The sequence below is a fragment of the Vogesella alkaliphila genome (genome assembly GCF_014652475.1).
Taxonomy (GTDB): Bacteria; Pseudomonadota; Gammaproteobacteria; order Burkholderiales; family Chromobacteriaceae; genus Vogesella; species Vogesella alkaliphila.
This window is the reverse complement of record NZ_BMYW01000003.1, coordinates 263,010-274,986: the sequence shown is the minus strand read 5'-3', so window position 1 is coordinate 274,986 and position 11,977 is coordinate 263,010. Positions and strand designations below refer to the sequence as shown.

Genomic DNA, 11,977 nt, shown 5'->3' with positions numbered 1-11,977 from the left:
TACCATGCTGTCATTGCCTACCCGAGACCCGCCGCACCATGCCGCACCACCCCAACCAGTTCGACCTGTTCCGCACCCGGCGCTTCCTGCCGCTGTTCGTCACCCAGTTTTTCGGCGCCTTCAACGACAACCTGCTGAAAAACGCGGTGATCGTACTGATCAACTTCCACGGCATGCAGATGCTGGGGCTGGCGCCGGAGCTGATGATCCAGCTGGCGGCGGCGCTGTTCATCCTGCCGTTTTTCCTGTTTTCCGCCACCGCCGGCCAGCTGTGCGAGAAGTACGACAAGGCCGCCATCGCGCGGCTGGTGAAGCAGATGGAGATCGCCATCATGCTGCTGGCGGCGCTGGGCTTCTGGCGCCACGACGGCGTGATCCTGATGTCCACCATTTTTTTAATGGGCATGCACTCCACGCTGTTCGGGCCACTGAAATTCAGCGTGCTGCCGCAGTACCTGCGCCCTAGCGAGCTGGTCGGCGGCAACGGCCTGATCGAGATGGGCACCTTCGTGTCCATCATCCTCGGCCAGGTGGCCGGCACCGTGCTGATCAATGCCGACGACAGCCGCGTCAGCATCGTGCTGGCGCTCTTGGGCTGCGCGCTGGCCGGCCTGGCCGCGGCGCGGGCGATGCCGCCGGCGCCGCCGACCGCCGCCGCGCTGCCGATAGACTGGAACCTGGCGCGCCAGACCTGGCAGATCATCAGGCAGGCCAGACAGAGCCGGCCGGTGTGGCTGAGCCTCTTGGGCATCTCCTGGTTCTGGTTCCTCGGCGCCATCTACCTGTCCAAGCTGCCGACCTACGCCTCCGACGTGCTCGGCGGCGACGCCACCGTGTACACGCTGCTGATGACGCTGTTTTCGATCGGCGTCGGCATCGGCTCGATGCTGTGCGAGAAGCTGTCCGGGCGCAAGGTGGAGCTGGGGCTGGTGCCCTTCGGCTCGCTGGGGCTGTGCCTGTTCGGCATCGACCTGTACTTCGCCACCCCGCCGCACCCGGCCGCGACGCTTAACTGGCTGGCCTTCGTCGCCGGCGCCGGCAACTGGCGGCTGATGGCCGATTTCGCGCTGATCGGCGTGTTCGGCGGCTTCTACATCGTGCCGCTGTACGCACTGGTGCAGTCGCGCTCGGCGCCGGAATTCCGCTCGCGCGCCATTGCCGCCAACAACATCCTCAACTCGCTGTTCATGGTGCTGTCGGCGGCGTTTGCCGCGGTGCTGGCCGCCAACGGCGTCGGCATCCCGACGGTGCTGCTGGTCGCCGCGCTGCTGAACCTGGTGGTGGCCGCCTACATCTACAGCCTGCTGCCGGAATTCCTGATGCGCTTCGTGATCTGGCTGCTGACCCACACCCTGTACCGCGTGCGCCACCACGGCCTGGAGCAGATTCCGGAGCACGGCCCCTGCGTGCTGGTCTGCAACCACGTCAGCTTCATGGACGCGCTGATCCTCGCCGGCGCGGTGCGACGCCCGATCCGCTTCGTGATGGATCACCACATCTTCAAGACGCCGCTGCTCGGCTTCGTGTTCCGCACCGCGCGCGCGATCCCGATCGCGCCGGCCAAGGAAGACCCGCACGCCAAGGCGCGCGCCTTCGACGAGGTGGCCGCCGCGCTGGCTGAGGGCGAGGTGGTGTGCATCTTCCCGGAGGGCAAGATCACCTACGACGGCGAGATCAACCCGTTCCGCCCCGGCATCGAGGAGATCGTGGCGCGCACGCCGGTGCCGGTGGTGCCGCTGGCGCTGTGCGGCATGTGGGGCAGCTTCTTCTCGCGCCGCTACGGCAAGGCGATGCTGAGCTGGCCGCGCCGCTTCTGGTCGCGCATCGCGCTGAAGGCGGCGCCGGCGCTGGCCGCCAGCGAGGTCAGCGCCGCCGCGCTGCAGCAGACGGTAACGGAATTGCGCGGCGACTGGCGCTGAGGCTCCCGGCAAATTTGATCACAATCGGGCGCCGCGGCTTGCCGCCGCGGCGCGGCTGTGCCAAAGTGTCAAACATAATCAACACGTTGTAGAAAATAAGACTACAGAGGAGCGTGCCATGTCCAGCGCCAAAGATATCGTCCTGTTCCATCAGCAGGACATCACCCCGGATTCGTTTTCCGCACCGCAGGAGCGTCGCCTGGCCGGCGAGTGCCAGCAGACCGTCGAGATGCACTACAGCGATCCGACCGGCCAGTTCCACGCCGGCCTGTGGTCCGGCGGCGTCGGCGCGTGGCGGGTGAAGTACACCGAGTGCGAGTTCTGCACCCTGCTGGAAGGCCGCGTGCGCATGCACGACGACAACGGCGGCATGGTCGAGATCGTCGCCGGCCAGCACTTCGTGATCCCGGAAGGCTTCGAGGGCATCTGGGAAGTGGTGGAGCCGGCGAAGAAGACCTTCGCCGTGTTCGAGGAAGACCGCCTGGCACGCAAGGACTGAGCTGATCGCGCACAAGGTTGGCCGCAGCGGCGTTGCGGCCAACCCTGCTGCTTCCGGTACCCGCCACCGCGAAGCACCCAGCAAAAACCCCCTGCCACGCAGGGGGTTTTGTCATGCAGCCGGCGCGCGGCGCCGCGTCAGAATTTCTCGTTCTCGCCCAGGTAGCGCCACTGCCCCTGCTGCAGATCGCCCAGCCGCACGCGGCCGATGCGGATGCGGCGCACCGCCTTCACCTGCAGCCCGACCGCGGCGCACATGCGCTGGATGTGGCGGCGCTGCATGTCGCGCAGCACGAAGCACAGCTGGCTGTCGCTCTGGCGGCTGACGCGCAGCGCGGTCAGCCTGTCGCCGTCGCTGTTGACGCCGGCCTTCAGCGCGGCGAGGCCGGCGTCGTCCAGCGGGCGGTCTATCCACACCAGCAGTTCCTGCTCGCAGTCGCCGGACAGCAGCTTGCGCGCCACGCGGCCGTCCTGGGTCAGCACCAGCAGGCCGGAGGCATCGACGTCCAGCCGCCCGGCGGCGGCCAGGTGCAGCTGGTGCTTGCGCAGGAAGGTGTAGCCGGAGCGGTCGGACGGCGACAGGGTGTCGGCCTTGATCAGCTGCCACGCCGGGCGCTCGCCGGCCATCTCCGCCGCGCCGCTGACGTAGCCGACCGGCTTGTGCAACAGCAGGGTGACGCGCTCGGCCTGCTCGTTCAGCGCGCGCGCGGCCAGCTCGATGCGCTGATCCGGGCGCACGCGGCTGCCGAGCACGTCGACCACCACGCCATCGACCGTGACCAGGCCCTGCTCGATGAATTCGTCGGCCTCGCGACGGGAGCACAGGCCGAGTTCGGTCATGCGTTTGGAAAGGCGGATGGTGTCGTCGGACATGGTGGCAATCTGGAAAATGGGAATCGGGCAACGATTATCCGCTGTTTTGCCGCCGCTGTGCGGCCAACGTTGGCCGCACGCGGCAGAAACGGCCGGCGCCGGGCAGCAAAAAGCTGCGACCGCGGCCGGTATGGCCACTCGTCGCGGCTCGCCGGTCTGCCGGCTCAGGCCTGTTCGATGCTCTGCCGGATCTGCTCGATGCCGGCCGGGTCGTCGAGCGTGGTCAGGTCGCCCGGGTCGCGGCCCTCGGCCAGCGCCTGGATCGAGCGGCGCAGCACCTTGCCGGAGCGGGTCTTGGGCAGCTGGTTCACGAAGTACACCCGCGCCGGGTTGGCGATCGCGCCCAGCTGCGCCGCCACCTGCGCGATGACTTCCTTCTCCAGCGCCGCACGCTGCGCCGGATCGTCCAGCAGCGCCGGGTTCTTCACCACCGCGAACGCCTTCGGCACCTGGCCCTTGAGGCTGTCTTCCACCCCCACCACCGCCACCTCGGCGATGGCGCTATGGCTGCTGACCGCTTCCTCGATCTCGCGGGTGCCGAGGCGATGGCCGGCGACGTTGATCACGTCGTCGGTGCGGCCGAGGATGGTGAAGTAGCCGTCCTGATCCTTGATGCCCCAGTCGAAGCTGGAGTACACCAGCTTGTCCGGGAACAGGCTGAAGTAGGTGTCGACGAAGCGCTGGTCCTGCTGCCAGATGGTGCTCATGCAGCCCGGTGGCAGCGGCGGGATCACCCCGATCACGCCCTTCTCGCCGGGGCCGACTTCCTCGCCGGTGGCCTCGTTGAACAGCTTGACGTTGAAGCCGTACACCGGCAGGCCGGGGCTGCCGTATTTCACCGGTTTGGGCTCCACGCCGTTGCACAGCGTCAGCATCGGCCAGCCGGTCTCGGTCTGCCAGTAGTTGTCCAGCACCGGGATGTTCAGCTCACCGGCGATCCAGGTGGCGGTCGGCTCGTCCAGCGGCTCGCCGGCCAGGAACAGCGCGCGCAGGCTGGAGAGGTCGTACTTGTGCAGCCAGGCCGGGTCCTGCTTCTTCAGCACGCGGACGGCGGTCGGCGCCGAGAACATCACCGTCACCTTGTACTTTTCCACCAGCTGCCACCAGATGCCGGCGTCGGGGCGGATCGGCAGGCCCTCGTACACCAGCGTGGTCATGCCGTTCAGCAGCGGGCCGTACACGATGTAGGAGTGGCCGACCACCCAGCCGATGTCGGAGGTGGAGAAGTAGCACTCGCCCGGCTTGCCACCGTAGATGTAGTCCATGCTCGCCGCCAGCGCCACCGCGTAGCCGCCGGTGTCGCGCTGCACGCCCTTGGGTTTGCCGGTGGTGCCGGAGGTGTACAGGATGTAGCTGGGGTGGTTGGACTCCACCCACGTCACCCCGGCGCGCTCGTCCTGGTGCGCATCCACCAGCGCGGCATAGTCGAGGTCGCGCCCCGGCTTCATCATCGGCGCCTCGGCCAGGCCCCGGTTGACCACGATCACCTTGCCCGGCGCGCTGCTACCGGCCAGCGCCAGCGCCTCGTCCACCAGCGGCTTGTAGGCGATCACCTTGCCGCCGCGCAGGCCGGCGTCGGCGGTCACCATCACCTTGGGCGTGGCGTCCTCGATGCGGGTGGCGAGGCTGGCGGAGGCGAAGCCGCCGAACACCACCGAGTGGATGGCACCCAGGCGCACCGTGGCCAGCATCGCGAAGATCGCCTCCGGGATCATCGGCATGTAGATCAGCACACGGTCGCCCTTTTCCACGCCCTGCGCCTGCAGGATGGCGGCGAAGCGCGCCACTTCGGCGTGCAGCTCGCGGTAGCTGTAGCTGGTCTCGATGCCGGTCTCGCTGGACACGTAGGCCAGCGCCGCCTGCTCGCCGCGCTCGGCCAGGTGGCGGTCGACGGCGTTGTAGCAGAGGTTGGTCTCGCCGCCGGCGAACCAGTCGCGGAACGGCGGCCGGTCGTACTGCAGTGCCTGGTCGAAAGGCTTGTGCCAGTGGATGCGTTGCGCCTGCTCCGCCCAGAAGCCGGCCGGGTCGTCGATGGAGCGACGATGGAAGTCGTGGTACGAGGTCATGTCGGGTCTCTCTTGTGTCTGCCGCGTCTGGCGCGCGGTCTGGCGTCAAGCAACCAAGCGGTTGCTTGTCAGACAAATTAAGCCCTTTGCCGGGCAAGGTCAATGCGCGTGTCCGCTGCCGGCGGTGGCCGTGAAATTGGACGTTGCGGAAATGCCGAGCCGGCGCCGCCGTCCGCCTCATGCCCTGCCGCCACGGCGGCGTCTGGCCTTGCGCGACACTGGCCGAAAGCGGGGCAGATGCGGTACGCTGTCACGCTAGGAAAACGCCCGCAGGACAGGACAAAGCCATGGACATCAAACACTACATGAACGTCGTCGGCCAGGCCGCGCGCAAGGCCAGCCGCGCCATCGCCCGTGCCGACACCAACCAGAAGAACAAGGCGCTGCTGGCCATCGCCGACGCCATCGAGCGCGATCTGGAGCGGCTGGTTGCGGCCAACATGGTGGATCTGGAAAACGCGCGCCAGAACGGACTGGAAGAGGCGCTGATCGACCGCCTGACGCTGCCGGAAAAAACCGTGCGCGGCATGGCCGAGGGCCTGCGCCAGATCGCCGCACTGCCGGACCCGGTGGGCGAGATGGACGACTTCACCTACCGCCCGTCCGGCATCCAGCTGGGCAAGATGCGCGTGCCGCTGGGCGTGGTCGGCATCATCTACGAGGCACGGCCGAACGTGACCGCCGACGCCGCCGGCCTGTGCCTGAAATCGGGCAACGCGGTGATCCTGCGCGGCGGCTCGGAGGCCTTCCACAGCAACCAGGCCATCGCCGCCTGCGTGCACGAGGGACTGCGCGTGGCCGACCTGCCGCTGCACGCGGTGCAGGTACTGGAAACCACCGACCGCGCCGCGGTGGGCGAGCTGATCACCATGAGCGAGTTCGTCGACGTGATCGTGCCGCGCGGCGGCAAGGGCCTGATTGAGCGCATCAGCCGCGAGGCGCGGGTGCCGGTGATCAAGCACCTGGACGGCAACTGCCACGTCTACATCGACGACACCGCCAACCCGGACAAGGCGTTCAATATCGCGCTGAACGCCAAGACCCACCGCTACGGCACCTGCAACACCATGGAAACGCTGCTGGTGCACACCGCGTTTGCCGAGTTCATCCTGCCAAGGTTGGCCGCAGCGTACTGGGAGAAGGGCGTCGAGCTGCGCGGCTGCGAGCGCACCCAGGGCATCCTCGGTGACAAGGTGGTCGCCGCCACCGAGGCCGACTGGGAAACCGAATACCTGGCGCCGGTGCTGGCGATCAAGGTGGTGGGCGGCATCGACGACGCCATCGAGCACATCAACCACTACGGCAGCCACCACACCGACGCCATCGTCACCGACGACTACGGCCGCGCGCGCCGCTTCCTGCGCGAGGTGGACTCCGCCAGCGTGATGGTGAACGCCAGCACCCGCTTCGCCGACGGCTTCGAGTACGGTCTCGGCGCCGAGATCGGCATCTCCACCGACAAGATCCATGCCCGCGGCCCGGTCGGCCTGCACGGCCTCACCAGCCAGAAGTGGATCGTGCTCGGCGACGGCCAGATCCGCCAGTAAGCCCCAGCCTGTCCTATCCCCGATGCGCCGCCGGCAGCCCTGCCCGCGGCGCATTGTCTTGTCCGCCGTTCCTTGCCCCGCACCGCGGCCGGCAGCGCGACTCACCCACAGCCCGCTGTGGATAACTTGTGCACAAGGCTGGTCACGAGCCACAGGCACCCCGCCGCCGGCGCCAGCCGCCAGCCCCCCGGTGCCGCCACGCACCAGGAAGCGCTTTAGGGACAAGCACTTGCCGACACCGGCGGGCCGGTCGCGACCGGCAGGCACCCTCCCGCCCCGGTGCTACAGTGAAAACAGGGGGCTGTGGACAAGCCGGCAGGGCAAACCCCGTTTTTGGCAGCCATGCGCAGTTTATTTCCATAAACCGAAACAATGTCCCGCCATGCGGAACAAAATGCTTGCCCTGCCCTACCGCACAGGCATAATCGTCTGGCCCGTTGGCACCGCGCTTGCGCCCCGCCATCCCGTTCAGGAGTCGTGCATGCACCCAGTCGTACCCAATACCGAACAGAGCCAGTGGCTGCGCGAGCGCGGCTGTCGTGACGTGGAGCTGTGCTTCGCCGATGTCAGCGGTTTTGCCCGCGGCAAGACGCTGCCGCGCGAGGCCTTCATCGGCGGCCAGACGCTGCGCATCGCGCGCGGGGTGGCGATCCAGAGCTGCGTCGGCGAATTCCCCGACTACCGCTTCTACGGCGAGAACGACCCCGACGCCACACTGCACCCGGACCTGTCCACGCTGCGCCCGGTGCCGTGGGCCGGCACGCCGCGCGCGCTGGTGCTGTGCGACTGCGTCGATCCGGACGGCGAACTGACCCCGTTCGCGCCGCGCTCGGCGCTGAAGCGGGTGCTGGCCGGCTACGCCGCGCGCGGGCTGCAGCCGGTGGTGGCGCCGGAGCTGGAGTTCTACATCTTTGCGGCCAACCCTGATCCGGCGCAGCCGTTCCAGACGCCGGCGCTGCGCAGCGGCCGGCGCGAGCTCGGCTTCGACTCGTTCGGCTTCACCACCCTCAACGACCTGGAGGCGTTCTTCGACGACGTCTACCGCGGCTGCGAGCAGCTCGGCATCGCCACCGATACCTGGGTGCACGAGATGGGCCCCAGCCAGTTCGAGATCAACCTCAAGCACGGCGACGCGCTGGCGCTCGCCGACCAGACCTTTTTGTTCAAGACCCTGCTCAAGGAAACCGGCCACCGCCACGGCCTGAACGTGGTGTGCATGGCCAAACCGCTGGCCGGCCAGCCGGGCAGCTCGATGCACCTGCACCAGAGCATCGTCGACCACGACGGCCGCAACGTGTTCAGCGACCGCCACGGCAACGAGAGCGCGCTGTTCCACCACTTCATCGCCGGCCTGCAGCAGCACCTGCCGAAGATGATGCCGCTGTTCTGCCCGAGCCCCAATTCCTACCGCCGCTTCGTCAAGGGGCTGGCGGCGCCGGTCAACGTGTCCTGGGGGCTGGACAACCGCTCGGTCGGGCTGCGCATCCCGCAGGGCGGCCCGGAGGCGCGACGGGTGGAAAACCGCCTGCCCGGTTGCGACGCAAACCCCTACCTGGCGCTGGCGGCCAGTCTCGGCGCCGGCCTGCTCGGCATCGAGGACGGCCTGCAGCCGAGCGCGCCGGCACAGGGCAACGTGTTCAAGCAGGATGACTGCGAGTTGCTGCCCCACACGCTGGACGTGGCGCTGGCGGCGATGCAGGGTGCGGACAGCGTCAGCCGCCTGTTCGGCGAGGCGTTCAGCCTGGCCTATGCCGCGGTGAAGGAAGTGGAGTTGCAGCATTTTCACGGCGAGATCACGCCGTGGGAGCGCCGCTACCTGTCCGTGCTGGCCTGACGGCGACGGGAAACGACACAGGCCACGGCAATGCCGTGGCCTGTGCTGATCGAGACGGGGAGTGCGCTTACGCGGTGGCGGCCATCGGCACCGCGGTGCGCTCGGCCAGCAGCGCGATGGCGTCGCTGCGCGAATGGCCCGGCATCTGGCGCTGCACTTCGATGATCCAGAATTCGACCTTCTGCCGGTCGCCGCGCGCCAGCCGCAGCAGCGCGCCGTAGGCCGGGCCAGTGAGGTGGACATCGTGCTGCAGCGGCTGTGTCTGCGCGTACACCGCACGGCGCACGGTGCCGGCACGGGCGGCGGCCTTGGCGCTGGCGCGCTGCTGCGCCGGCTTGACGAAGAACAACCAGTACAGGGCAGCAAACACCAATAATGCAGAGAGAGCGAACCAAGCGAACACGGCATATCCTCCTGTAATAATGACAGAATTCTAATCTGCAATCGCTGGCCAACCTATCCGTGAAAACACCTATAAATGGCATGAGAGCCGGTCTTGCCAGCGCCGCCCAGTCGCCGCACCAGCCATTCCAATGACATGACCGGCGCGCTACACTGCCGCCTAGAACCGAACGCTCACCCGCAAAGGAGAAGTGCATGTACCAGCATCTGACGGTTGCCCTGGACGGCAGCCATAACGCCCGCCCGGCCCTGATCGAGGCGGTCCGTCTTGCCGCCGCCAGCAAGGCCCGCCTGTCCCTGGTGCATGTGGTGTCGCTGCACGATTTCGCCATCGAAAGCGTCGGCCTGCTCGACAGCGGCGCGCTGCAGGCGGAGGCGCGCGGCCGCGGCCAGGCCATCCTCGACGAGGCCGCCGACTACGCGCGGCAGATGGGGGTAAGCCAGACGGACAGCTTCCTGCTGGAGGCACCGGAAGGCGGCAGCAGCATGACGCAGGCACTGGTCGACTGCGCCACCCAGATCGCCAGCGACCTGCTGGTGATCGGCACCCACGGTCACCGCGGCTGGCGTCACCTGCTGATGGGCAGCTTTGCCGAAGACATCATGCGCAAGACCACGCTGCCGCTGCTGGTGGTGCGCAATCCGGAAGACGACGACAACCCGCTGCCGAGCATAGGCTGAGCGCTCAGGCGGGATGGCGCTGCGCGAAGATGAAGAACTCGCGGTTGCCGTCGCCGCCCTTGATCGGGCTGTCGAACCAGCCCAGGCGCCGGAAGCCGAGCTCCGCCACCAGCGCGCTGATCTTCTGCTCCACCCCGGCGTACAGCTGCGCGTCGCGCACGATGCCGCCGTGGCCCAGCCCTTCGCGGCCAACCTCGAACTGCGGCTTGACCAGGCTCAGCAGGTAGCCGCCCGGCCGGATCAGCGGCAGCGCCGACGGGTACACCAGCGCCAGCGAGATGAAGGACACGTCGCACACCATCAGGTCGAACGGCGCGCCGTCGTTGGCCGCCAGCAGCGCCGCATGGTCCAGCGCGCGGGCATTGACGCCCTCGAAGGCGACGATGCGCGGATCGGCGGCCAACCTTGGCGCCAGCTGGTCGTGGCCGACATCGACCCCCACCACTCGCCGCGCACCGGCCTGCAGCAGGCAATCGGAAAAGCCGCCGGTGGACTGCCCGACATCCAGCGCCGTCCAGCCATCGATCCGCAAGCCGGCTTGCGCCAGCGCGCCGGCCATCTTCAGCCCGCCGCGCGACACGTAGCGGTCGGCTTCGTCCGGCACGATCACGAAACGGCTGTCGGCCGGCAGCTTCTGGCTGGCCTTGCCGATGTCGCGCAACTGGCCGCCGTCCTCGACGCTGACCCGCCCGGCGGCGATCAGCGCCTGCGCCGCGGTGCGCGATGGCGCCAGACCCAGCTCGACCAGTAACAAATCAACACGTTGCATCAGGCGCACTCCACAAACAGGCAATCGGGCGGCAAGGGTGCGCAATGCGCCGCGGGCTGTCAAGACTGCCGCAGTGCCACCATAAGATGCGATGATGGCCGCAGCCATGGCCACAAGGAGAACAAAATGGACACCCTGACACTGGAACCGCACGCGGTACGCGTCCTCGGCGCGCTGATCGAGAAACAGGCACTGACCCCGGACAGCTATCCGCTGACCCTCAACGCGCTGCTGGCCGCCTGCAACCAGCTGACCAGCCGCGAGCCGGTACTGCAGCTGAGCGAGGCCGACCTGAGCGCCACGCTGGACAGCCTGCTCGCCGCCAAGCTGGTCAACGAGCGCCTGCCGGCCGGCAGCCGCGTCGCCAAGTACGAGCACCGCCTCAACTACGCGTGGAACATCGACGGCGCAAGGTTGGCCGCACTGGCGCTGCTGATGCTGCGCGGCGCGCAGACCGCCGCCGAGCTGCGCACCCGCGCCGGCCGCCTGTACAGCTTTGGCAGCGTCGAGGAGGTCGACACCGCGCTGAATGCGCTGGCCGACAAGTACCCGCCGCTGGTGCTGAAGCTGGCACGGCAGCCGGGCGAACGCGAGGCGCGCTGGGTGCACACCCTGCATCCGGTGGCACAGCCCGCCGCCGCCGCAATGCCCGCCAGCGGCGACGACAGCCTCGCCGAGCGGGTCAGCGCGCTGGAACAGACCGTCGCCAGCCTGCTGCAGCGCATCACCGAGCTGGAAGGCGGCGCCGGACAGGCGTAACATCGCCCCCCCTTTTCCGGAGAACATCATGCTGAAACCCGTCCTGCTGGGGCTGGCCGCCTGCCTGCCGCTGTCCGCCGTTGCCGGCGATACCACCCTCGCCCGCGGCAGCGACTACGACTTCCTCACCCGCATGCCGACCGGCCTCGGCCCCGGCATCAGCCTCGACCACATCGTGGCGCGCAAGGCCGCGCCGCAGGGCGACAAGCCGCAGGCCAGCGCCGTCGGCGTGATGTTCGGCCTGCCGGTGCCGGCGCTGCTGCGCCTGGACCTGGGCGGCAAGCTCGCCTACCTGGAGTCGGCCGGTTACGCCAGCGCCGCCATGGTCGGCGGCCGCCTGACCATCGACCTGCCGGCCAGCACCGAGCTGTTCGCGCAGGGCTTCTACGCGCCGTCGTCGGCCGCCAGCGGCAGCGTGAAGTCGGTCAGCGACAGCATGGTCGGCCTGCGCTGGAGTCCGCTGAAACTGGTCGGCGTCGAAGCCGGCTACCGCGTGTTCGAAGTGAAGCGCAAGGACAGCCAGCGCGACCGCAGCATCGCCGACGGCGCCTACGCCGGGGTCAGCGTCGCGTTCTGATCTCGCCACCGCCCGATGACAAACCGGCCCGACAGCACACGCTGTCGGGCCG

The 11,977-nt window shown here is 68.3% G+C and carries 10 protein-coding genes and 1 pseudogene; 7 read left to right on the top strand and 4 right to left on the bottom strand.

Features of this window, described 5'->3' with window-relative positions; all coding sequences use genetic code 11:
• Positions 1-38: 38 nt before the first annotated feature.
• Both IE100_RS06800 and IE100_RS06795 read left to right on the top strand, forming a co-directional pair.
• Positions 39-1,919, top strand: coding sequence for an MFS transporter (locus tag IE100_RS06800; RefSeq protein ID WP_189373339.1), 1,881 nt, complete (start codon positions 39-41; stop codon positions 1,917-1,919).
• 118 nt (positions 1,920-2,037) lie between these two features.
• A complete protein-coding gene (locus tag IE100_RS06795) occupies positions 2,038-2,418 on the top strand; it encodes a cupin domain-containing protein (RefSeq protein ID WP_189373338.1) in 381 nt (126 codons plus the stop codon).
• A 137-nt stretch (positions 2,419-2,555) separates the two neighbouring features.
• Here the strand turns inward: IE100_RS06795 and IE100_RS06790 are convergent, their stop codons facing one another.
• Together IE100_RS06790 and IE100_RS06785 are read right to left on the bottom strand one after the other, a co-directional pair.
• Entirely contained in the window at positions 2,556-3,290 is a 735-nt protein-coding gene (locus tag IE100_RS06790; RefSeq protein ID WP_189373337.1) for a pseudouridine synthase, read from the bottom strand.
• Between the two features lie 164 nt (positions 3,291-3,454).
• A pseudogene (locus tag IE100_RS06785) lies at positions 3,455-5,368 on the bottom strand (propionate--CoA ligase); the annotation flags it as partial.
• Between the two features lie 275 nt (positions 5,369-5,643).
• Between IE100_RS06785 and IE100_RS06780 the strand changes: the two are divergent.
• Positions 5,644-6,903 carry a glutamate-5-semialdehyde dehydrogenase gene (locus tag IE100_RS06780; protein ID WP_189373335.1) on the top strand — a complete coding sequence of 420 codons (1,260 nt, stop codon included), beginning with the start codon at positions 5,644-5,646 and terminating at the stop codon, positions 6,901-6,903.
• Between the two features lie 481 nt (positions 6,904-7,384).
• Complete coding sequence (locus tag IE100_RS06775) at positions 7,385-8,737, top strand: glutamine synthetase family protein (RefSeq protein WP_189373334.1); 1,353 nt, start codon at positions 7,385-7,387, stop codon at positions 8,735-8,737.
• A gap of 67 nt (positions 8,738-8,804) precedes the next feature.
• Here the strand turns inward: IE100_RS06775 and IE100_RS06770 are convergent, their stop codons facing one another.
• A complete protein-coding gene (locus IE100_RS06770) occupies positions 8,805-9,140 on the bottom strand; it encodes a hypothetical protein (protein WP_189373333.1) in 336 nt (111 codons plus the stop codon).
• 194 nt (positions 9,141-9,334) lie between these two features.
• Here IE100_RS06770 and IE100_RS06765 point away from each other — a divergent pair, with 194 nt between their 5' ends.
• Positions 9,335-9,820, top strand: a complete 486-nt coding sequence (locus IE100_RS06765) for a universal stress protein (RefSeq protein ID WP_189373332.1) — start codon at positions 9,335-9,337, stop codon at positions 9,818-9,820.
• Between the two features lie 4 nt (positions 9,821-9,824).
• On the opposite strand, the gene IE100_RS06760 is transcribed toward IE100_RS06765, so the two are convergent.
• Positions 9,825-10,589 carry a TlyA family RNA methyltransferase gene (locus IE100_RS06760; protein WP_189373331.1) on the bottom strand — a complete coding sequence of 255 codons (765 nt, stop codon included), beginning with the start codon at positions 10,587-10,589 and terminating at the stop codon, positions 9,825-9,827.
• Between the two features lie 126 nt (positions 10,590-10,715).
• On the opposite strand from IE100_RS06760, the gene IE100_RS06755 reads away from it, so the two are divergent.
• Both IE100_RS06755 and IE100_RS06750 read left to right on the top strand, forming a co-directional pair.
• Entirely contained in the window at positions 10,716-11,348 is a 633-nt protein-coding gene (locus tag IE100_RS06755; RefSeq protein WP_189373330.1) for a YceH family protein, read from the top strand.
• 28 nt (positions 11,349-11,376) lie between these two features.
• Positions 11,377-11,925 carry a YfaZ family outer membrane protein gene (locus IE100_RS06750; protein WP_189373329.1) on the top strand — a complete coding sequence of 183 codons (549 nt, stop codon included), beginning with the start codon at positions 11,377-11,379 and terminating at the stop codon, positions 11,923-11,925.
• Positions 11,926-11,977: the final 52 nt, after the last annotated feature.